The sequence below is a fragment of the Gemmobacter caeni genome (assembly GCF_003054195.1).
Classification (GTDB): Bacteria; Pseudomonadota; Alphaproteobacteria; order Rhodobacterales; family Rhodobacteraceae; genus Gemmobacter; species Gemmobacter caeni.
Genome location: NZ_QBKP01000006.1, coordinates 55,319 through 75,580, shown reverse-complemented (window position 1 = coordinate 75,580; position 20,262 = coordinate 55,319). Strand labels below are relative to the sequence as shown.

Sequence of the window (20,262 nt, the reverse complement as noted above, 5' to 3'; positions counted from 1 at the left end):
ACGAAGTTCTGTGCCGGCAAACCGGCCCGAAAGTCGGGAAAGGTCAAGACATTTGCAGGACAAAGCAACAGGACATCAGGAATATCCCTCACAGAGCAGTGAGTCAGCGGGCTTCCTTCATCCGGGCCTTTTTGGCCGGATTGTTCGATTTATACATGGCCGATACGGCGCAGGAAGCCGGATAGCGCCTCGGAAAATGCCTCAGGCGCATCGACGGGCGGCAGATGGCCGGAACCGCGCAGCAGGCGGAACTCTGCCCCTGCGATCAATTCGGCGGTTTCGCGCACCAGATCGGGCGGAGTCGAGCCGTCCTCGCTGCCCGCAAGGGTCAGTGTCGGCAGCGTGAGGCTGGCGGTCGGCGTATAGAAATCCGTCCCGCCAATCGCGGCACAGGCGCCGATATAACCCTCGGGCGCACAGGCCAGCAGCCGTTCGCGCCACGGAAGATGGTGGCCCCCGGCTCGGAAGCGGCGGCTGAACCAGCGTTCCATCGTGGTGTCGGCCACGGCCTCCATGCCCTGATCTGATACCGATTGGGCGCGGGCCTGCCACTGGCTTTCGATCCCGATACGCGCGGCGGTGTTCGACAGTACCATACCGCGCACCAGATCCAGGCGCTTCACGGCCAGCCCCTGTGCCACCAGCCCCCCCATCGACAGGCCGACGAATACGCAGTCCTTTACCCCCAGATGATCCAGCAGACGCTCTGCATCGCGCACCAGTGCACCCATCGTATAGGGTGGGGCAGGCACGTCTGACCCGCCGTGACCACGATGGTCATAGCGGATGAGGCGCAGGCCAGGCGGCAGCAGCGGCAGCACCGCGTCCCACATCGTCAGGTCAAGTCCAAGCGCATGGGAAAAGACCACCGGCGCGCCGGTGCCCTCGTCGCGGTAGTTCAGGCGCAGATCGGGCAGGAAGGCCAGCGGCATGGCTCAGCCCCCGAAGCGGGACAGGGCCGAAGTGAACAGGCCCGCGTCGATATTGCCGCCAGAGGCGATGACGATAACGTCATCCCCCTCGATCTCGTCGGGGCGGAACAGGGCGGCGGCAAGGGCCACCGCGCCGCCCGGCTCCAGCACAATCTTCAACCGCGTGAAGGCCAAAGCGACGGCGTGCAAGGCCTCGTCATCCGTTACGGCAAAGCCGGGGCCGCAGAGCCGGCGGTTGATCGGGAAGGTCAGCGCGCCGGGGGCCGGGGTAACGATGGCATCGCAGAGCGACCCGGCCAGCCGGGCGTTACGACAAACCTCACCGCTGGCAAGGCTGCGGGCCGTATCGTCAAAGCCTTCGGGTTCGGCCGGGCGGGGGCGCAGGCCCGGCATCCGGCTTTCCAGTGCAAGACCCACACCGGCAGTCAATCCGCCGCCGCCGCAGGGGATGATGACATCGGCCTGCCGGATACGGTGTTCCGTCGCCTGTTCGGCGATTTCAAGGCCGCAGGTGCCTTGCCCGGCGATGACCTCGGGCTCGTCATAGGGCTTGATCAGGGTCAGCCCGCGCTCTGACGCGATCCGGGCGCCGATGGCATCACGGTTTTCCCGTTCACGATCATACAGCACAACTTCAGCCCCGAGGGCGCGGGTGTTGTCGATCTTCAGGCGCGGCGCGTCGCCGGGCATGACGATCACACAGGGCGCGTGATGGCGCTGAGCGGCCAGCGCCACCCCCTGCGCGTGATTGCCCGAGGAATAGGCGATGACACCGGCCTCGCGCTGTTCGGCGGACAGGGCAGAGACCGCTGACCAGCCGCCGCGAAACTTGAAAGAGCCGGTATGTTGCAGGCATTCGGCCTTTACCCAGACCTGGCGCCCGGCGATGTCGTTCAGGAAGGCAGATCCCAACAGCGGCGTGCGCAGCGCATGCCCGGACAGCCGGGCGGCCGCGGCCTCGATATTGGTGATGTCGATCATGCCATGCTCCTGATCCAGCGATGCAGGGCATCGACGGCTTCGGTTTCGTCGAGGAAGGGGATATGGGCGCGGTCCGGCACATCGGCAAAGATCATGTCGGGGCGGCGGCGGCGCATCTCTGTCGCGGTGGCCTCGGACAACAGATCGGAATTGGCGCCCCGGATCAGCGCAACCGGCAGGTCTGCCAGCGCGTCGAACAGCGGCCAGGCTTCCGGCAGATCGCCCTTGAAGGCGGCAAGGAAAGCGTCGCGCAGCGCCGGGTCATAGGTGATGCCAAGCCCGCGCTCAGTGGGCTGATAATGCAGTCGTGCTTCCTCCAGCCAGCGGGTTGCGGGCACATTGGCGAAGCCCGGCATGTTGCGGGGCAGGGCCTCGGCCAGCGCTTCGTAACTTTTGGCGCGGGGATTATGGCCGATGTAGTCGAAGATCCGCTCCAGCCCCGGACGTTCGATCACCGGGCCGATGTCGTTCAGCGCGACGCCGCGCAGACGATCCTTTGCGGTGGCGGCAAGGAACATGGCAATGAGCCCGCCGCGCGAAGTGCCCAGAACAGCGGCTTTGTCGATTTCCAGATGATCCAGCAGGCGCAGCGCATCCTGCGCCTCCTGCGGCACGGTGTAGGTCTCGGCGCCGGTCCACTGGCTTTCTCCGCGTCCGCGATAATCCATGCGGATCAGCCGGACGGGCGGCAGATGCGGGATCATATAGGCGAAATCGCCCATGGTGCGGGTAAGGCCGGGCAGGCAAAGAACCGGAAGCCCCGCGCCTTCGTCCTTGTAGGCAAGGCGGGCGCCGTCTGTGGCGGTGAAGAAGGCGGTCATGGCAGAAGATCCGTCAATGAGGAAAGGTCGCGGGCGATATGGTCGGGCCGTCCGGGCAGGCGGTCGACCGGCGCGCCCATGCGGTTGACCCAGAGCGTGCGGAAGCCGAAGGCACTGGCGCCTGCCACGTCCCAGCCGTTCGAGGAAACGAAGAGCACCTCGGGCGGGGGTACGTCAAAGTGTGCGGTCACCAGCGCATAGACCGACGGGTCCGGCTTGTAGATGCCCAGATCCTCGACCGAAAGCACGGCGTCCAACAGGGGCGCGACACCGGCGGCACGGGTGGCAGAGGACAGCATGGCGGGCGTGCCGTTCGACAGGATCGCGCGGGGCAGGCCGCGCGTCTGCACCGCCTTCAGCATCGCGGGCACCTCCGGATAGGCGGGCAGTTCGTCGTAAAGCGCCAGCAGACGGGCGCGCAGCGCCGCATCTTCCAGCCCTGCCGCCTCCATCGCCCAGTCCAGCGCCTCGGCTGTGACCGAGGCAAAATCGGCATGATCGCGCATCAGGCTGCGGAGCCAGGTGTATTCAAGCTGTTTACGCCGCCAGTCATCGGCCAACCGGGGCCAGAGCCCGGCCAGCCGGGTATCGCTGGCCGCCGCCGCGCGTGCCGCACCCGCCACGTCGAACAGCGTGCCGTAGGCATCGAAAACCACCACTGAAACCTGCATCACGCACCTCCGGGCGCCAAACTGGCACAGGGGCAGGGCAGACGAAAGGGGGGCAGCGGCGGTTCGTCACGCTTGCCCCGCGCCGATCCAGCCCCTAAACCCGTCGGCGCGAGACAGGAGAAGCGCGATGGCCCGTGGCACTGAACCCCTTCCCGACCGCGCCGCATCGAAACGTGTGGGCGCGCTGGCCGGGCTGAAACCCTTCCTTGCGCCCTATCGGTTCATGGTGATCGGCGCGCTTGCCGCGCTGACGCTGACCGCCACGGTCAGCCTGATCCTGCCGCTGGCGGTGCGGCGTGTCGTCGACAATTTCAACTCTGCCGCCGGGCTGCTGGATCAGTATTTCGGGGCGGCGCTGCTGATCGCTGCCGCTTTGGCGCTGGGCACCGGGGCACGCTATTACCTTGTCACCCGGCTGGGCGAGCGGGTTGTGGCCGATATCCGCAGCGCGTTGTTCAACCGCGTTTCGAGCCTGTCGCCCGCCTTCTTCGAACGTATCCTGACCGGCGAGGTTCTGTCGCGGCTGACCACCGACACGACGCTGATCCTGTCGGTGATCGGCTCTTCCGTCTCGGTCGCGCTGCGAAATGTGCTGCTGCTGCTGGGGGGGCTCGGCTTCCTGTTCTGGACCTCGCCGAAACTGACCGGCCTTGTTCTGCTGGTGGTGCCGGTGGTGGTGGTGCCAATCGTGGTGATGGGGCGCAAGCTGCGCAGGCTCAGCCGCGACAATCAGGACTGGATCGCCGCTTCGTCGGGATCGGCCTCTGAAGCGTTGCAGGCGGTTCAGACCGTGCAGGCCTATACGCATGAGGGCCGCACCCGCGCCGCTTTCGCCGATGTGACCGAGAAATCCTATGCTTCGGCGCAGGCGCGGATCGGCACGCGGGCGGTGATGACGGTCATCGTGATCTTCCTCGTCTTTGCCGGGATCGTCGGTGTGCTGTGGATCGGTGCGCGCGACGTGCGCGAGGGCGCGATGACGGCGGGTGAGCTGGTGCAGTTCGTCATCTATGCCGTGATGGTGGCGGGCGCCGTGGGCGCGCTGTCGGAAATCTGGGGCGAGTTACAGCGCGCGGCGGGCGCGACCGAGCGACTGGTGGAACTGCTGCATGCCGAGGACACGGTGCAAGACCCGCCCGAGCCCAGGGTGCTGCCGCGCCCGGTGCGGGGTGAAATCGCCTTTGAGGGCGTGCGTTTCCATTATCCGACGCGGCCCGAAAGCTCTGCCCTGAACGGGGTGGACCTGCATGTGCGGGCGGGCGAGACAGTGGCGCTGGTCGGCCCTTCCGGCGCGGGCAAGACCACGATCCTGCAACTGCTGCAACGGTTCTACGACCCGCAGGAGGGGCGCATCACGCTGGACGGGATCGACCTGCGCGACATGGCGCGCGGCGATTTCCGGCAGGCCATGGCGCTGGTGCCGCAAGACCCGGTGATCTTCGCCACCTCCGCACGCGACAATATCCGCTTCGGCCGCCCCGAGGCGAGTGATGCCGAGGTGGAGGCTGCCGCCCGCGCCGCCGCCGCGCATGATTTCCTGACCGCGCTTCCCGAAGGCTATGACACCTTCCTGGGCGAGCGCGGGGTGATGCTGTCGGGCGGGCAGAAACAGCGTGTAGCCATCGCCCGCGCCATCCTGCGCGACGCGCCGGTGCTGCTGCTGGACGAGGCGACCTCGGCGCTGGATGCGGAAAGCGAACGTGCGGTGCAGGCGGCGGTGGATCGTCTGGCCGAAGGGCGCACCACGCTTGTGGTGGCGCACCGTCTGGCCACCGTGAAACGCGCCGACCGTATCGTGGTGTTCGAGGGCGGCAAGATCGTCGCGCAGGGCAGCCATGACGCGCTGGTGGCCGAAGGCGGGCTTTATGCCCGTCTCGCACGGCTGCAATTTACCGATGGTACGGCCTGATCCCGCTCAAGGGGGAAAATTGCCGCAGAATGTTCACTGGAACCCGGTGCCGATGCGGGGCATGCTTTTCCTGAAGGGGCCGCGCATGTCGCTGCGGCCGGTACAGGTGGGAGAATGTCATGGGTCTGTGGTCGTTCGTGAAGGATGCCGGGTCGTCGCTGTTTGGCTCGAAAGCTGAGGCTGCCGAGGCACCGGACGCGGCTGCCGCCAAGGAAGAGGCGCTGAAGAAAGAGGTCGAGAAGCTGGGCCTTGATGCCAGGGATGTGCAGATCAGGGTCGAGGGCGACAAGGTCAAGCTGACCGGCAAGGCCGCAACGCCGGAAGCGCAGGAAAAGATCATCCTCGCCGTGGGCAATGTCGATGGTGTGGCCGAGGTCGAGGCCGAAGATCACCCCGATGCCCCCGCGCCGGTGTTCCACACCGTCAGGAAGGGCGATACGCTGTCGGCCATCGCCAGGGCGACGCTGGGTAACGGCAACCGCTATATGGAAATCTTCGAGGCCAACAAGCCGATGCTGAGCCACCCCGACAAGATCTATCCGGGCCAGATGCTGCGTATCCCGCAGAAGTGATGCCGCGCGGGCGGCCCCTCCGCCGCCCGCTGTTTCTGACGCTGCGTCGGTCAGGGCGGGACGTAGCGTAGCCTCCAGACCGCTTTGCTTGCGGCAAGGCCCGGAAATCCGCATTCTGGCAGAGAGGAGACCGCCCGGTCGTCGCATCACGCGCGGAACCGGCGGCAGGGGAGGAATTGACGGATGGGAAGCTTTGCCAATGTCGCCGACATCAAGGCGATCGAGGCCGAAATGGGCTGGGCCGAACGTGACATGGCCCGTAGCATTCACGACTTCATCGGCCGCGCGGCCAAGGCTCATGGAGCCCGCCCCGCTGTGACCTACATGCTGACTTCCGGTCCTGCCGATCCTTCGGAAACCCTGACGTGGTCCGAACTTTTCGGCAAGGTCACCCAGGCCGCCAACCTGTTCCGCAGTCTGGGCGTTGGCGAAAAGGATGTCGTGGCCTTCGTGCTCCCCAACAGCTCGGAAACCGTGCAGGTGCTGCTGGGCGGAATGGTCGCGGGGATCGTCAACCCGATCAATCCGCTGCTGGAACCCGAACAGATCAGCGCGATCCTGCGCGAGACCAATGCCAGGGTTGTCGTCACTTTGCGCGCCTTCCCCAAGACCGACCTGTCAGCCAAGGTGGCCGAGGCGGTGAAATACGCGCCTTCGGTCAAGACGGTGCTGGAGGTCGACCTGCTGCGCTATCTGAAGCCGCCGAAGAAATGGATCGCGCATTTCCTGCGCCCCAGATCGCCGGTCGGACATCATGCAAATGTCAAAAGTTTCCATGCCGAGATACGCAAACATCCGGCTGACCGCCTGACCTTTGCCGATACGCGCGAGGATCGTGTGGCCGCCTATTTCCACACCGGCGGCACGACCGGCATGCCGAAGGTGGCGCAGCACAAAGTCTCCGGCATGGTCTATAACGGCTGGCTGGGGCACCGGCTGCTGTTCCGCGAAACCGATACGGTGATGTGCCCGCTGCCGCTGTTCCATGTCTTCGCGGTCTATCCGATCCTGATGTCCATGATCGCCTCAGGCGCACATGTGATCTTTCCGACGCCTGCCGGTTATCGCGGCGAGGGCGTGTTTGACAATCTGTGGAAGCTGATCGCGCGCTGGAAGGTGACATATCTGATCACCGTGCCCACCGCGCTGGCCGCGCTGATGCAGCGCCCGCTTGATGCCGATGTCAGCACGCTGCGCGGCGCCTTCTCCGGTTCGGCGCCCTTGCCCATTGAGCTGTTCAACCGCTTCGAAAAAGCGACCGGCGTGCAGATCATCGAAGGTTACGGCCTGACGGAATGCACCTGCCTTGTGTCCTGCAACCCGCCTTCGGGGGCCAAGAAGACCGGCTCTGTCGGCATCCCGTTCCCCTATACCCATGTCCGCATCCTGCATGCCGACGGCAATGGCGGCTTCCGCGAATGCGGTGTCGATGAGGTTGGCGAGATCTGCGTGGCCAATCCCGGTGTCTTCGAGGGGTCAACCTATACCGAGGTCGACAAGAACCGCTCACTGTTTGCCGAAGGCCGCTATCTGCGTACCGGCGATCTGGGGCGGCTGGATGCCGAGGGCTATCTGTTCATCACCGGGCGGGCGAAGGATCTGATCATCCGGGGCGGCCATAACATCGACCCGGCGCTGATCGAGGAAACCCTGATGCGGCACGAGGCGGTGGCCTTTGTGGGTGCCATCGGTCAGCCCGATGCCCATGCGGGTGAACTGCCCTGCGCCTATGTCGAGTTGGTAAAGGGGGCAAGCGTGACCGAAGCGGAGCTTGCGGCTTTTGCCAGGGAGCATATCCCCGAACGCGCCGCCGTGCCGAAACACGTCGAAATCCTGCCCGAACTGCCCAAGACTGCCGTGGGCAAGGTGTTCAAACCCGATCTGCGCCGTATGGCAATCCGGCGGGTTCTGGATGCCGCGCTCGCAGCCGAAGGTCTGGAAGCGCGCGTGGTCGAGGTGGTCGAGGACAAGAAGCGTGGCCTCACCGCGAAACTCGCGCCGAAGGCCGAGGCGGATCGCGTGGCGCAGGTGCTGGGCAATTTCGCAACCGCTTGGGACTGGCAGGGCTGAGGTCTGTCAATTGTCGGTGTCGATCCAGATCGTCACCGGCCCATGATTGACCAGTTCCACATCCATATCGGCGCCGAAGATGCCATTGGAGGTGGGTAGACCCTCCGCCTGCATCCGCGCAGTGAAGTACTCATAAAGCCGCTTCCCTTCAGACGGGGGTGCGGCGGTCGAAAATCCGGGGCGGTTGCCGCGCAGATCGGCGGCCAGCGTGAACTGGCTGACGATCAGACAGGCGCCGCCGATGTCGCGCACCGACAGGTTCATCTTGTCCTTGTCATCGCGGAAAATGCGCAGCCTGGCGATCTTCGTCGCCAGCTTATCCGCATCGGCTTCGGTATCGCCCTGCATGGCACAGATGAGGATCATCAGCCCGGCACCGATCTCCCCTGTCACACTGCCGTCCACAGTGACCTTCGCGCGCGAAACGCGCTGGACGATGGCCCTCACAACTCGGACCGCCAGGGCGGATTGGCGCCCGCGCGCGAAACGGTCACGGCCGCCGCACGCGTGCCTAGGCTCAGCGCCGCATCCAGCACCGTATCGGGCAGGGTGACCAGAGCCTGCTTCGTCAGCACACCCGCCTCGTCCAGCGCCGCCAGAACGCCCGCGTTGAACGTATCGCCCGCGCCTACCGTATCAGCCACAGTCACCTTGGTTGCCGCAACGAAGCGATCCTGCGTTGCCGTCACCGCCCGCGCACCCGCCGCGCCCTCGGTGATGAACACCAGCTTCGGCCCCTGCGCGACAATCCCCCGCGCGAGCGCCGAAACCTCGCCCGGACCCAGCAGCCAGTGCAGATCCTCGTCCGACAGTTTCACGATATCGGCCCGCGCGATCATCCGCTCGATCCGCGCGCGATATTCCGCCTCTTTGCCGGCAATGAAACCGGGCCGGATATTGGGGTCGATCATCGTCACCCGCACGCGGGCCTCGCGCGCCTGCAATGCCTCATAGGTGCTTGCGGCAGGGTCGTTTACCAGGCTGATACCGCCAAAGAACAACGCGGCCGCGTCGGTCGGCAATTCGGGCAGTTGATCGACCGACAGCATGCGCCCCGCCGTACCCTCGTCATAGAAGGCATAGGTCGCCTGACCGTTCACCAGCTTGACAAAAGCCACCGTCGTCGGCCGTCCTGACCGCGCCAGAAATCGCGTATCCACTTTCGAGGCTTCCAGCGTCTCGGCCAGAATCTCGCCCAGCATGTCGGTCGAGACGCCTGAAAAGAAGGCTGAGGCCGCGCCCAGCCGCCCCAGCGCGATGGCGGTATTGAACACCGCCCCCCCGGCATAGGGTGCGAAACAGGGCTCGCCCGCCGTGCTTTCGCGCGGCAACATATCGATCAGCGCCTCGCCACAGCTCAGAATCATCGCAACCTCCCGAAGTTTCGGAGCTTATATCCGAAAAGGCGATGTTAGCGCAAACATCGCCTTTGCTCCTTGCAAAAATACTCCCGGAGGGGACGCCCGGAACGGGCGGGGAGGCAGGCAGCCTCCCCTCGGCGCCTCACGCCCCGAAATACGGCGAGAGATGGGCGCGCACCCGGTCCAGCACGGTGGCGCCTTCCAGATCGGGCACGAAAGTCTCGCCGGTGATCGCCTCGAAAGCCTGAATATAGACGGCGCTCGTCGCCTCGATCATCTCTGCGGGGATCTCGGGGATGGCATCCTTGTAGGGGTCACAGCGCGCCGCGACCCAGGCGCGGATAACATCCTTGTCAAAGCTCGGCGGCCGCGTCCCGTCACGCAGGGCGGTTTCATAGCCGTTGGCCAGCCAATAGCGGCTGCTGTCCGGGGTATGGATCTCGTCCGCGATCAGGATATTGCCGTCCAGATCCACACCGAATTCGTATTTCGTATCGACGAGGATCAGCCCGCGTTCGGCCGCCATCTGCTGTCCGCGCGCGAACAGCGCCAGCGCCTTGGTGGAAACCTCGTCCCATTGTGCCTGGCTCAGCAGGCCCTGTTCCACGATCTCTGTGGCCGTCAGCGGCTCGTCATGGCCACCGTCAAAGGCTTTCGACGTCGGCGTGATGATTGCCTGCGGCAACGCCTCGTTGTCGCGCAGCCCGTCGGGCAGGGTATGGCCATACATCTGCCGCTGCCCCTTCTTGTAAAGCGTCAGCACCGAGGTGCCGGTGGTGCCCGCCAGATAGCCGCGCACCACGATCTCCACCGGCAGGATGGTCAGCCGCTTGCCGATCACCACATTGGCGTCCGGGTAGGCCACAACGTGATTGCCGCAGATATCGGCGGTGCGGTCGAACCACCAGCGCGCGACCTGCGTCAGCACCTGCCCCTTATAGGGGATCGCCGCCAGAATCCGGTCGAAGGCCGAGATCCGGTCAGACGAGATCAGGATGCGGCGGCCCTCGGGGAAGTCGGGCGTCGGCGGCAGGTCATAGCAATCGCGGACCTTGCCGAAATAGGGGCTGGGCAGTTCCGGGATACGGGCTTCGGTCAGAACACGCATGGGGGCCTCCGGTCGCGGGTTGGCTGCCTATCGCGCGCGGGCGGGGGGCTGTCAACCTTGTGCCCCCTCATCCCAGATAGCCTTTCTGGTTGGCCCAGGCGAAGACCCCGGCCACGATCAGCGCCAGCAGGATGGCAAAGGCGATCTTCCAGGCGCTGTAGGGCCGTTCGCCCTGCACCTTGCCGGTCTGGCCGTTCACGACGAAGCGATAGCTTTTGCCGTTATACTTGTAGGCGGCCATCCAGATCGGCAGCAGCACATGTTTGAAGGTTTCCGCCGAATAATCGGTGTCGACCGAGGTGATGCGCTGTTCGTCACCGCCGATGTCGCGGCGCACGTCCTGCGCGATGACCTGCGCCATCTCCTCACGCGCGCGGGCCCAGCCTTCCTCCAGCCCGACGGTGTAGCCTTCGGCGGTGAACCCGGCGAGGTAATCCTCGCGGTAGGGTTCCAGACGACCCAGATCCCAAGGGGCGAGCGCATCGGTATAGCGGCGGGGCAGCGAGGCCGAAGCCAGCACCAGCACATCGTCAAAGAACCGCCGTACCCGGCCGCTTGCGTGATACCAGCGTGTCTTGCGCACCTGTTCCTGACGGCTTTTGCCATCGACGGTCACAGTGCGGGTTTCATAGTAATATTCGCCGCGCTGCCCGGTATAGGCGCTGCGGGTTTCGGCGTCGAAGGTCCAGTAGGGCACATAAAGCCCGTTCAGCGCCCGGCCCTTACGGGCATATTCCACAAGACCGTTCGGGGCGAACCACAGGCTGCCCAGCCATTTGCCCATGGCCGAACGGGCCGTACGTTCATCCAGTTGGAACGGGATCAGCGCCTGCGGCTTGATCTGCCGGTTGGTGCCGGTGCCGATGACCACGGGCGTGGCACAGAACGGGCATTCGGTGGCATGTTCGGCGCCACGAAACTCGACCAGCGCGCCGCAGGAGGGGCAGGGGGTGGTGCGCACCTCCTCCATCGCGCCGGGGGGCAGGGCGTCACGCAGCGCAGCGGTCAGGTCATGTTCTCCCAGGGCCCGCGTCCGGCCTTCCGGCGCGGCCTCGGGGATGGACTGTACATGGCCGCAATGATCGCAGCGCAATTGCGTCTGTCCGGGGGCGAATCGCAGATCCGCCCCGCAGGATTTGCACGGGAAATGCCGTTCGGTTCCGTCCAAGGCTCAGGCTCCGGGCGGCGGGGGTGGGGGCACCTGCGCGAAAAGGCGGCTGAGTTCGGTGTCGGCGGCGGTTTTCCAGCCGTCCTGACCGGCGGTCCAGACCATGCTGTCGCGCGACAGCCCGCCCGACAGCGCCATGGCTTGCAGCTCTGCTTCGGTGAACGGACCTTTCGTCGCGCCATTCTCGGCGACATGCCACTGTTTCGCGGTCGGCGGCGGGGGAGGCGGGGGCGGGGCCGCCGCCGCACCCTGCGGGGCGGCGCCCCAGGGGCCGGGTTGCATCTGGCCCGCCATGCCCATGCCAAGAGCCGCGCCCATCCCGGCGCCCATCGCGCTGCCCATGGCACCACCCGGCGCATTCATTGCCTCGGCGGCGTTGAACTGCATGTATTTGTTCAGATCGCCCGCAATCCCCATCGAGGTGCGCTTGTCCAGCACCTTTTCGACCTCTTCGGGGAGGCTGACGTTCTCGATATAGAACTCCGGCAGCACCAGCCCGTATTCGGCGATCTTGGGGGCGATTGCGGTGGCGATCAGTTTGGCCAGATCGGCGGTATTCGCCGCCATGTCGAGCACCGGAATACCCGAGGAGGCCAGAACCCGGCTCATCTCCTGCACGATGACGTTACGGATCTGGAAGCTGATCTCGTCGGCGGTGAACTCGCCATCGGTGCCCACGATTTCCTTGAGGAACACCGCCGGGTCGGACACGCGCATCGAATAGGTGCCGAAGGCGCGCAGCCGCACCGGCCCGAATTCGGGATCGCGGCACATGATCGGGTTCTTGGTGCCCCATTTCAGATCGTTGAAACGGGTCGTGTTGACGAAATAGACCTCGCTCTTGAACGGCGACTGGAACCCGTGGTCCCAGTGCTGGAGCGTGGTCATGATCGGCATGTTGTTGGTTTCGAGCATGTAAAGGCCGGGACCAAACACGTCGGCCAACTGCCCCTCGTGCACGAAAACCGCCGCCTGCCCCTCGCGGACCGTCAGCTTGGCACCGTATTTGATCGCCTGACCGCGCCGCTCGAACCGCCAGACCATCGTATCGCGGCTGTCATCAAGCCAGGCGATGACGTCGATGAATTCGCCCTTCAGAAAATCGAAGACCATGACGAAACCTTTCCGTTACCGGGCGCAAGAGCCGCGCCGGGGCGGGCCACGGGGCCCGTCCTGCATGAGGGTAACATAGCCGAGGCGACAGAGGTTTGAAGGGGGTTTGCGGGGGAATTGCGTCGCACCCGCAGCCCTGCTGGTTCAGCTTGGGCCGCCGACCAGCCGCATCGCCAGCTCGCGCACGATGGGCCGGGCCTCTGCCGCGCTCATCCCCGGCCGCAGGGCAGGGTTGTAGAGCATTTTCAGCATCAGCTCGTCCTGCCGGGTCAGCAGGGCAAATTCCTCGTCGTCATTGAAGATCGACGGGCGTGCCAACGGGCTGTCATTGGCAAGCCCCAACCCCTGCGCGATTTCCTCGTGGATGCAGGACAGCCGCAGCAGATCGGGATGTTCGGCCCGGATGACCGCAAAAGCCCTCCAGTAGGTCGAGGAATGCCCCTCTGACAGCGCATAGACAATGCAATAGGTCGAACGCGGCAGATTGGTCAGCCCCGCAACCTCCGGGCCGGACAGATCCGGCAGGGTGGCGCTGATGACGGGGCCAAGTGCGCGGCGTTCATCTTCGTTCACCATGTAGACGAAGAAATTCGGGTTGCTGTCTGCCAGCCCGATCGGGTGGCCCGTGATCGCGGACAGCCGCGACAGATAGGAGGCGATGCGCGCCCGGTCGGTGGCACGGCGGTCCGGCGCGACGGAGGCGCCGAACACCAGCTTCATCCGTACCGGCGCATCCCACCGGCGCAACCGGCTGGCGGTTTCCTGCGCAACCAACCCGCCCGGCCCTCGCCGGTATTCATCGAACAGGGCAATGCGGATGAAGTTTTCCGTCAGCATCGTATCGGTGAAGGGCGTATCCACCCCGCCGCCATCGGTGCGCAGCAGATGCTGCGACAGAAGATCGGCCTGCACCTGGGCATAGTAATGTTCCAGCGCCCGGCTTTCCGCCGAAACCTCTGGGCGGGCAGGGGGCTGGGCGGGGCGGGGCGCCGGGCCGGTCGCAGGCGGGGCGGGCGTGACAGGAGCCTGCACGCAAGCCGACAGGACCGCCAGCGCCAGCGCGGCGAGGCCGGAACGGTTCAGAAGAAAACGGCGCAGCCCCTTTGCCACAATGTGAACTCAGACCGAAGTGCCGGTGGCGGTGCCCAGCCCGTCGCGCCGGGCCTTGGCCGAAGCCAGCGTGTCGCGCAGCTCCGCCTCCATCTTGTGCAGATCGGCCTCGGCCGCCGCGCGCTTGGCCTTGCCCTCGTCGGCAATGGCGAGGCTTTCGTTGATCGTGGCGATCAGCGTGGCATTGGCCTGTTTCACCGCCTCGATGTCGAAGACGCCGCGCTCCATCTCGGTGCGGACGATGCGGTTGGTTTCCTGCAGGTTCTTGGCGTTCGAGGTCAGAAGCTCGTTCGTCAGGTCATTTGCCGCCTTGATCGACCCCGCCGCCTCGCGCGAGCGCTGGATGGTGACTGCCTGCGCCAGCTGGGTTTCCCACAGCGGCACGGTGTTCACCAGCGTCGAGTTGATCTTGGTGACCAGCGACTTGTCATTTTCCTGCACCAGTCGGATCGACGGCAGCGATTGCATCGTCACCTGACGGGTCAGCTTCAGGTCATGCACGCGGCGTTCCAGATCGTCACGGGCGCCGCGCAGGTCGCGCAGTTCCTGCGCTTTCAGAACCTGATCGTTTTCGGGCGCGGCGGCAACCTCGGCCTCTTTCGCGGGGATCACAGTCGCATCCAGTTCGGCCAGCTTGGCCTCGCCCGCCGCGATGTAAAGCGCGAGTTCGTTGTAGAAGTCGAGCGTGCGGGCATAGAGCAGGTCAAGCGACTTGATGTCCTTCAGCAGCTTGTGCTCATGCTCCAGCAGGTCGGTGGTCACACGGTCAATCTGGCTCTGCACCTCTTCGTATTTCGCCACGAATTTGGCGAAGGGTGCGGTGCGGCCCAGCAGTTTCTCCCACCAGCTGCGCTCACGGCGCACGTCCAGTTCCGATACCGAAAAGCCGCGCAACGTCGAAACCATGGAGCGCAGCCCGTCGCCCGCCGGGCCGACATCCTTGTTTTTCACATCGGCCAGCATCTGCTGGCTGATGACCTGAAGCTCGGCCTGCGCGGACGAGCCGAACGAGATGATGGACTGGGTATTGGTCATGTCCAGCTCGTCCATCCGTCTGCGGATTTCGGCGGCCTCGGCCGGGGGGGCGGCCTGCAGCGGAACGACCTCGGTGCCTGGCTCGGGCAGGACGACAGCGGTGACTTTCTCCACTTCCGCCAGGGCGGCGGCGGCTTCGGTGCGAACGGTCTCGGTCATTCTGGCCTCACGGGGTTTGAAACGGTGATACGGGCTACTGTGGCGGTTATACGGAGGGTGCCGCGGCTTCTCAACGGTCTTGCGTCAGGCGCGGTCCGCTTTGGGCGTCTCGTACTCCAGCCTCTCGCGCAGCACCTGAATCTCGACATCCAGTGCGTTTGCGTCATTTGCCAGCAAAGCCTTGGTGCGGCCCGCGAAATTGGTTTCAAGATCCGCCAGAAGCGCCTCGTAATCGCCGCGCGCCTTCGGGTCGCGGTTCTGCGCGTAAAGATCGGCAAAGCGCACCGTCGCATCGCGCGCGCCCATCAGATAGACGGTCATGTATTTGCGCGCGGCGGACAGGTCACCGGGATCGTTTTCGACCATGCGGAACAACTGGCGCGCAGCGGCTGTGAAACGATCCACCCGCGCTTCCAGTGCGCGGTCGCGGGCGCGCAGGATCGCGTCTTTCATGGCTGCCAGATAGGCCTCGGCCTCGTCCACGGCGCGGGCGACGCGTTCTGTCTGGAAGGCATCGATCCCCTCGGCGCCTTTATCCCGCAGCGGGTCAAGCCCGAAGGCGCCCAGATGCAGCGCAGTGCCGATGACGCCGAACACGACTGCCAGCAGCGGTGCGCCGGTGGTCATCATACCTGCGGCGGCAAGGCCAAGCCCGGTCAGCACGGCGCCTGCGATCTTGCGCGGGAAGGCGGGGCGTTTGGCGACGCGGCGCTGGTCATAGGCCTCCTGCGCGCGGATGCCTTCCCGCGTCAGCCAGGCCGCGCCGAGGCTGAACCCGGTCGCGGCAAGGCCGAACACCAGCCCGGCCGGATCGGCGCGGAAAGCCTGGAAGGCAAAGATCACCGGCACCGCGAACAGAAGGTTCGAGCGCGCGCCGGCCCGCACCGGGCGGCGGCTGTCGAACGGATTGGCGGGCTGTTGCGGCGGGGCGGCGGCGTGATCGCGCTGCACCTCGCCGGTCGGGGAATATTTGCCACCGAAACGCAGCGCCATCTCAGGCGCCTCCGGCAAATGCGACATAAAGCACAAGCGCCATCAACAGGATGAAGCTGAAGCTTTGGATGGCGGATGCGGGCATCGGGCCTCCGGGGGCAGGGTCAAGCCAGCGTGGCGGGCGCCACGCTACTGATTATAGGGAAGGCTGGGCCTGCATTCCAGTGCTGCGGCTGCACGAAATTCCCCCTTGATCCCCTGCCGGTCAGCCCCGGCTGCGCGGGGGGCGGGGTTTGCCTGACGGCGGGCCGCTGCGGGTGGGGCCGGGTTTGCGCGCGGCGCCACCTTCGGCAGAGGCACCGGCTTCGGGGCGTGTGGCACGGGGTTTGCCTGCTGCTGATTTGCCGGGCGCGGCCTTCCCGGCGCGGATCGCCCGCACCTCTGCTCCATCCAGCCACTGATCGGCGGATCGCGCCAGCCGTGCGGCGGCGGTGCCGGGTTTGGCGGCGGATCGTGGCGTGGGTTTTGCCGGGGCCTTCGCCGCCCCTTCGCGGCGGGGCGCGGGTTTCGCGCGGGGCCTTTCGGGCATCGCGAGATCCTCGCCGCCGTCGGGATCAAAGCCCAGCTGATCGCGCAGGATGCGGCCTTTCACCTCGGCGACCTCGCCGGGTTGCAGCTCGTTCAGGCGGAACGGGCCATAAGAAACCCGGATCAGCCGGTTCACCGTCAGCCCGATGGCCGACATGGCACGGCGGATCTCGCGGTTCTTGCCCTCGCGCAGGCCGACGGTGGCCCAGGCATTCGCCCCCTGAACGCGGTCAAGCGTCACCTGCATGGGCTGAAAGCGTTCACCCTCGACCTCGATCCCCTTGCGGAGCGGTTCAAAATCCGCGTCGGTCGGGTTGCCATGGACCCGGACCCGGTATTTGCGCAGCCAGCCGGTTGAAGGCAGTTCCAGCTGCCGCTTCAGCCCGCCATCGTTGGTCAGCAGCAAGAGCCCCTCGGAATTGAGGTCGAGCCGCCCGACAGACATGACGCGCGGCATTTCTTCCGGCAGATGGTCGAACACCGTGTCGCGGCCCTTTTCATCCGCGGCCGAGGTGACCAGCCCCTCGGGCTTGTAGTAAAGCCAGAGCCGGGCGGGTTGTTTTTCGGCCAGCGGCTCACCCCGCACGGTGATGCGGTCCTTCGCGGTCACGTTCAGGGCGGGCGAGGTGATGACCTTGCCGTTCACCTTGACCTCGCCAGCCTCGATCATCCGTTCCGCCTCGCGCCGCGAGGCGACGCCTGCGCGCGACAGCACCTTGGCGATACGCTCGCCTTCGGGGGCCGGTTTCCCGGACGCCGGTTTCTGGGCCGCGGATTTCGGCGCTTTGGGCCTGGCTTGTTCTGACATGGGTTTCCCGGCATGTAGGAGGAGGCGAGGGGCGGCGGCCCCGGGGGCTGTCTGCCCCCGGACCCCCGAGAGTATTTCTGCAAGGTGCAAATTACGGGTTTGCAGGGGAAAGGGCAACGGTGAGCGGATTCCGGTCGTATATGGATCTGGCGCTGGCAGAGGCGCGCGCGGCGGGTGACCGGGGCGAAGTGCCGGTGGGGGCCGTTGTCGTTGCGCCTTCGGGGAGGGTGGTGGCGCGGGCAGGGAACCGGACGCGCGAACTGTGTGACCCGACCGCCCATGCCGAGATTCTGGCGATCCGCGCTGCCTGTGCCGCCCTGGAGCAGGAGCGGCTGACGGGGTATGACCTCTACGTCACGCTGGAGCCTTGTCCGATGTGTGCTGCTGCGATTTCGGCGGCACGTATCGCGCGGCTGTATTATGGCGCCGCTGATCCGAAAAGCGGGGGCGTGGCGGTGGGTGCGCGGGTCTTTGCGCATCCGCAATGCCACCATGTGCCCGAGGTTTATGACGGGATTGCCGGGGCCGAGGCGGAGGGGTTGTTGCGGACATTCTTCGCGCAGCGGCGAGGCAATGCGTAAATGGCTTGTCTCGCGGCCTGGATGAACGCAATATTCATATATATGAAAAATCTCATAAGGGAGGATGGGATGCGTTTCATGCAAGGGCTGCGCGGTCTGGCCGTGGCGGCGGTTCTGGCGTTTACACCTGTGGCGCACGGCGCGAAGGCGGAGGTTCCCGAAGTGCCGAAAGTGGCGATCCATGTCGATCAGGACGATCCGGCTGTGATGAACATGGCGCTGAACAATGCCGTCAATATCATCGCGCATTATCAGGCGCTTGGCAAAGAGGCTGTAGTCGAGATCGTGACCTACGGGCCGGGGCTGACCATGCTGCGGTCGGATATTTCGCCGGTCGCCTCACGCGTGGGGGATCTGGCCTTGCAGCACGAGAACCTGACCTTTTCCGCCTGTCTGAACACGGTGGAATCCATCAGGCAGAGGACCAACAAGGACGTGCCCCTGCTGGAGGATGCGCAGGTGGTGCCCTCCGGGGCGGTGCGGCTGATGGAGTTGCAATACGAGGGCTATGCCTATCTGAAGCCCTGAAACGGGGCGCCCCGTCGGGGCGCCGCCGGGGTCAGAGGATGATGGGCGTCATCACCTGCGGCTCGATCACCTGCACGCCGGGCAGCCCTTCGATCAGCGGTGCCGCATCCTGCGCAAGGATCGGGAAGGTCTTGTAATGGCAGGGGATCACGGTCGTGAAGTTGAAATAGCGCCGGGCCGCATAGGCCGCGCGGGCCATGTCCATCGTATAATGGCCGCCGCAGGACAGGATCCCGATGTCGGGTTTGTGGTAGTCGCCCATCCAGTCCATGTCGGCCATGATGTCGGTATCGCCCGAGACATAGATCGTATGGCCCTCGCCCGCGATCATGAAACCGGCGGCGGAGCCTGCGGGCTGCAAACCGCCGGTCTTGAAGTCGATGGAGGCGGAATGGGTGGCGTTGACCATGGTCACCGCTGCGCCGCTGAGGCGGATGGTGCCACCCTTGCCGAAGCCGATGGTCTGCACCTTGCCATCGGCATTCAGCCATTCGGAAACTTCGTGGATACAGGCGACCGGGATGCCAAGCTCGGCTCCCAGCGTAGCGGTATCAGCGGCATGGTCGCCATGGGCATGGGTCAGCAGGATATGGGTGGCCCCTGCCAGCGCCTCGGCCCGGCGGTCGGCGGGAAAGACCGGATTGCCGGTCAGCCAGGGGTCGATCAGGAGCACCGCGTCCTCGATCTCGATGCGGAAACCGGAATGGCCGAGCCAGATGATCTTCATGGGGATGGTCCTTTCTTCTATCTGTCCGAATGTGGGCGTTTGCGGCCGCGCTGGCAAGTTTCGTTGCCCGAAGCTGTGTTTGGGTTTAACTTTTCGGGGCCAAGCAATTTTGAAGCTGATGGAGAGATTTCATGCCCAGACTTTCCTTCGCGGCGTCTTTTGGCCGCAAGCTCGCGGGTCTTTTCGACGATATGCAATTCATCCTGGAACGCACGGGCGAGCGGCCGAATGTGCCCGCGCCGTCGGAGCAGGTGCTGGAGGGCGGCTTGCGGGAATGGACCTATGACCGCGACGGCCTGTTCGACCTGAAGATTACCGGCCGGTTCAGCACGGCAACCCGGTTTGATGCCGACAAGGGCGGTTTGCAGGCCCTGTCGAACCAGGCCCCCGGTTCGGTCAAGGCCATCGAACTGGTTTCGGCGCTCAGCGGGCGGAGTATCATCAGCTTTGATGGCCTGTCGGTTGATCCGGCGGATGTGGTGTTGTCCATTGTCAACAGCGAGGACGGCGCCGGGCTGGCGCGGCTTCTGCTGGGGCAGGATGACCTGCGGATCGACGGGACGCGGGCCAATGATCGTTTCGACCGTTCCCTGTTTTCGGCTTTCGCGCAGCTGGATCTTTCGGGCGACAACCGCATCAGCCTGGGCGCCGGCAATGATGTGGCACGGGCTGGCGCGGGCCGGGATACGGTTTTTGGCGGGAGCGGGCATGATACGCTGATCGGTGGCAGTGGCAGGGACCGGCTGGAGGGCGGCGCCGGGCGCGACCGGCTGGAAGGGGGCTCCGGCAATGACGTGCTGAAAGGCGGGGCCGGGGCCGATACTTTCGTGCTGCGTGCGGGGGGTGGTCGTGATGTCGTCATGGATTTCGTGATCGGGGTCGATGTGATCGACATGATCGGCAATGCGCAACTCCGGCCGGAGCAGGTGGACAATGGCACGCTGTTGACGATCCGGCAGGCCAGCATCCTTCTGCGGGGGATTGATCTGGCCGACCTGCTGGCCAGCGAGGATACCATCCTGGTCTGACCCCTGCGCCTTGCGCGCCTGCCCCGGCCCCGTTAAACGGTGGGCAAAGATGCGAAGGG

20 protein-coding genes are annotated in these 20,262 nt (G+C 65.4%); 6 read left to right on the top strand and 14 right to left on the bottom strand.

Annotation, left to right across the window (positions count from 1 at the left end; genetic code table 11):
• Positions 1-149: 149 nt before the first annotated feature.
• Genes pcaD through C8N34_RS10770 form a run of 4 tightly spaced genes read right to left on the bottom strand, consistent with a single transcriptional unit; the run spans position 150 to position 3,405 of the window.
• Entirely contained in the window at positions 150-932 is a 783-nt protein-coding gene (gene pcaD, locus C8N34_RS10785) for a 3-oxoadipate enol-lactonase (RefSeq protein ID WP_108128874.1), read from the bottom strand.
• 3 nt (positions 933-935) lie between these two features.
• Positions 936-1,913 (bottom strand): threonine ammonia-lyase, encoded by a 978-nt coding sequence (locus tag C8N34_RS10780; protein WP_108128873.1) that lies wholly within the window; start codon positions 1,911-1,913, stop codon positions 936-938.
• Complete coding sequence (locus C8N34_RS10775) at positions 1,910-2,734, bottom strand: alpha/beta fold hydrolase (RefSeq protein ID WP_054301558.1); 825 nt, start codon at positions 2,732-2,734, stop codon at positions 1,910-1,912. The genes C8N34_RS10780 and C8N34_RS10775 overlap by 4 nt, the downstream gene beginning before the upstream one ends.
• On the bottom strand, positions 2,731-3,405 hold the full coding sequence (locus C8N34_RS10770) for a haloacid dehalogenase type II (RefSeq protein WP_108128872.1): 675 nt from the start codon (positions 3,403-3,405) through the stop codon (positions 2,731-2,733). The genes C8N34_RS10775 and C8N34_RS10770 overlap by 4 nt, the downstream gene beginning before the upstream one ends.
• A 127-nt stretch (positions 3,406-3,532) precedes the next feature.
• Between C8N34_RS10770 and C8N34_RS10765 the strand changes: the two genes are divergently transcribed.
• From C8N34_RS10765 to C8N34_RS10755, 3 genes are all read left to right on the top strand, one after another.
• Entirely contained in the window at positions 3,533-5,314 is a 1,782-nt protein-coding gene (locus C8N34_RS10765) for an ABC transporter transmembrane domain-containing protein (RefSeq protein WP_170120551.1), read from the top strand.
• A gap of 119 nt (positions 5,315-5,433) precedes the next feature.
• Positions 5,434-5,886, top strand: a complete 453-nt coding sequence (gene lysM, locus C8N34_RS10760) for a peptidoglycan-binding protein LysM (RefSeq protein ID WP_108128871.1) — start codon at positions 5,434-5,436, stop codon at positions 5,884-5,886.
• A 183-nt stretch (positions 5,887-6,069) separates the two neighbouring features.
• The gene (locus C8N34_RS10755; protein WP_108128870.1) at positions 6,070-7,956 is read left to right on the top strand and encodes an acyl-CoA synthetase; all 1,887 of its coding nucleotides are present in this window, start codon (positions 6,070-6,072) and stop codon (positions 7,954-7,956) included.
• Between the two features lie 6 nt (positions 7,957-7,962).
• On the opposite strand, the gene dtd is transcribed toward C8N34_RS10755, so the two are convergent.
• The 9 genes from dtd to C8N34_RS10710 all read right to left on the bottom strand — a co-directional run bounded on the left by dtd (position 7,963) and on the right by C8N34_RS10710 (position 17,339).
• A complete protein-coding gene (dtd, locus tag C8N34_RS10750; protein WP_108128869.1) occupies positions 7,963-8,403 on the bottom strand; it encodes a D-aminoacyl-tRNA deacylase in 441 nt (146 codons plus the stop codon).
• Complete coding sequence (locus C8N34_RS10745) at positions 8,400-9,323, bottom strand: carbohydrate kinase family protein (RefSeq protein ID WP_108128868.1); 924 nt, start codon at positions 9,321-9,323, stop codon at positions 8,400-8,402. The genes dtd and C8N34_RS10745 overlap by 4 nt, the downstream gene beginning before the upstream one ends.
• A gap of 136 nt (positions 9,324-9,459) precedes the next feature.
• Positions 9,460-10,425: a phosphoribosylaminoimidazolesuccinocarboxamide synthase gene (locus C8N34_RS10740; RefSeq protein ID WP_054301565.1), complete on the bottom strand. Its 966-nt coding sequence runs from the start codon at positions 10,423-10,425 to the stop codon at positions 9,460-9,462.
• 67 nt (positions 10,426-10,492) lie between these two features.
• A complete protein-coding gene (locus tag C8N34_RS10735; protein ID WP_108128867.1) occupies positions 10,493-11,593 on the bottom strand; it encodes a TFIIB-type zinc ribbon-containing protein in 1,101 nt (366 codons plus the stop codon).
• 3 nt (positions 11,594-11,596) lie between these two features.
• The gene (locus C8N34_RS10730) at positions 11,597-12,706 is read right to left on the bottom strand and encodes an SPFH domain-containing protein (RefSeq protein ID WP_108128866.1); all 1,110 of its coding nucleotides are present in this window, start codon (positions 12,704-12,706) and stop codon (positions 11,597-11,599) included.
• A gap of 144 nt (positions 12,707-12,850) precedes the next feature.
• Positions 12,851-13,816, bottom strand: coding sequence for a DUF2927 domain-containing protein (locus C8N34_RS10725; protein WP_407645982.1), 966 nt, complete (start codon positions 13,814-13,816; stop codon positions 12,851-12,853).
• Between the two features lie 9 nt (positions 13,817-13,825).
• Positions 13,826-15,010 carry a toxic anion resistance protein gene (locus C8N34_RS10720; RefSeq protein WP_054300866.1) on the bottom strand — a complete coding sequence of 395 codons (1,185 nt, stop codon included), beginning with the start codon at positions 15,008-15,010 and terminating at the stop codon, positions 13,826-13,828.
• Positions 15,011-15,094: 84 nt separating this feature from the next.
• Positions 15,095-16,003, bottom strand: coding sequence for a 5-bromo-4-chloroindolyl phosphate hydrolysis family protein (locus C8N34_RS10715; protein ID WP_108128864.1), 909 nt, complete (start codon positions 16,001-16,003; stop codon positions 15,095-15,097).
• 205 nt (positions 16,004-16,208) lie between these two features.
• Positions 16,209-17,339 carry a pseudouridine synthase gene (locus C8N34_RS10710; protein ID WP_108128863.1) on the bottom strand — a complete coding sequence of 377 codons (1,131 nt, stop codon included), beginning with the start codon at positions 17,337-17,339 and terminating at the stop codon, positions 16,209-16,211.
• Positions 17,340-17,479: 140 nt separating this feature from the next.
• Here C8N34_RS10710 and C8N34_RS10705 point away from each other — a divergent pair, with 140 nt between their 5' ends.
• Both C8N34_RS10705 and C8N34_RS10700 read left to right on the top strand, forming a co-directional pair.
• On the top strand, positions 17,480-17,920 hold the full coding sequence (locus C8N34_RS10705) for a nucleoside deaminase (protein WP_108128862.1): 441 nt from the start codon (positions 17,480-17,482) through the stop codon (positions 17,918-17,920).
• A 69-nt stretch (positions 17,921-17,989) separates the two neighbouring features.
• Positions 17,990-18,448 (top strand): DsrE family protein, encoded by a 459-nt coding sequence (locus C8N34_RS10700; RefSeq protein ID WP_108128861.1) that lies wholly within the window; start codon positions 17,990-17,992, stop codon positions 18,446-18,448.
• Positions 18,449-18,479: 31 nt separating this feature from the next.
• Here C8N34_RS10700 and C8N34_RS10695 read toward each other — a convergent pair whose 3' ends face one another.
• On the bottom strand, positions 18,480-19,175 hold the full coding sequence (locus C8N34_RS10695) for a metal-dependent hydrolase (RefSeq protein ID WP_108128860.1): 696 nt from the start codon (positions 19,173-19,175) through the stop codon (positions 18,480-18,482).
• A 131-nt stretch (positions 19,176-19,306) separates the two neighbouring features.
• Here C8N34_RS10695 and C8N34_RS10690 point away from each other — a divergent pair, with 131 nt between their 5' ends.
• Complete coding sequence (locus tag C8N34_RS10690) at positions 19,307-20,203, top strand: calcium-binding protein (RefSeq protein WP_108128859.1); 897 nt, start codon at positions 19,307-19,309, stop codon at positions 20,201-20,203.
• Positions 20,204-20,262 lie beyond the last annotated feature (59 nt).

Bases quoted from the DNA above. Each gene is read 5' to 3' on its own strand.
- C8N34_RS10770 (WP_108128872.1), bottom strand. From the start codon at position 3,405: ATGCAGGTTTCAGTGGTGGTTTTCGATGCCTACGGCACGCTGTTCGAC.
- C8N34_RS10700 (WP_108128861.1), top strand. From the start codon at position 17,990: ATGCGTTTCATGCAAGGGCTGCGCGGTCTGGCCGTGGCGGCGGTTCTG.
- C8N34_RS10705 (WP_108128862.1), top strand. From the start codon at position 17,480: ATGGATCTGGCGCTGGCAGAGGCGCGCGCGGCGGGTGACCGGGGCGAA.
- C8N34_RS10710 (WP_108128863.1), bottom strand. From the start codon at position 17,339: ATGTCAGAACAAGCCAGGCCCAAAGCGCCGAAATCCGCGGCCCAGAAA.
- C8N34_RS10690 (WP_108128859.1), top strand. From the start codon at position 19,307: ATGCCCAGACTTTCCTTCGCGGCGTCTTTTGGCCGCAAGCTCGCGGGT.
- C8N34_RS10780 (WP_108128873.1), bottom strand. From the start codon at position 1,913: ATGATCGACATCACCAATATCGAGGCCGCGGCCGCCCGGCTGTCCGGG.
- pcaD (WP_108128874.1), bottom strand. From the start codon at position 932: ATGCCGCTGGCCTTCCTGCCCGATCTGCGCCTGAACTACCGCGACGAG.
- C8N34_RS10740 (WP_054301565.1), bottom strand. From the start codon at position 10,425: ATGCGTGTTCTGACCGAAGCCCGTATCCCGGAACTGCCCAGCCCCTAT.
- C8N34_RS10715 (WP_108128864.1), bottom strand. From the start codon at position 16,003: ATGGCGCTGCGTTTCGGTGGCAAATATTCCCCGACCGGCGAGGTGCAG.
- C8N34_RS10775 (WP_054301558.1), bottom strand. From the start codon at position 2,734: ATGACCGCCTTCTTCACCGCCACAGACGGCGCCCGCCTTGCCTACAAG.
- lysM (WP_108128871.1), top strand. From the start codon at position 5,434: ATGGGTCTGTGGTCGTTCGTGAAGGATGCCGGGTCGTCGCTGTTTGGC.
- C8N34_RS10730 (WP_108128866.1), bottom strand. From the start codon at position 12,706: ATGGTCTTCGATTTTCTGAAGGGCGAATTCATCGACGTCATCGCCTGG.
- C8N34_RS10745 (WP_108128868.1), bottom strand. From the start codon at position 9,323: ATGATTCTGAGCTGTGGCGAGGCGCTGATCGATATGTTGCCGCGCGAA.
- C8N34_RS10695 (WP_108128860.1), bottom strand. From the start codon at position 19,175: ATGAAGATCATCTGGCTCGGCCATTCCGGTTTCCGCATCGAGATCGAG.
- C8N34_RS10755 (WP_108128870.1), top strand. From the start codon at position 6,070: ATGGGAAGCTTTGCCAATGTCGCCGACATCAAGGCGATCGAGGCCGAA.
- C8N34_RS10720 (WP_054300866.1), bottom strand. From the start codon at position 15,010: ATGACCGAGACCGTTCGCACCGAAGCCGCCGCCGCCCTGGCGGAAGTG.
- C8N34_RS10765 (WP_170120551.1), top strand. From the start codon at position 3,533: ATGGCCCGTGGCACTGAACCCCTTCCCGACCGCGCCGCATCGAAACGT.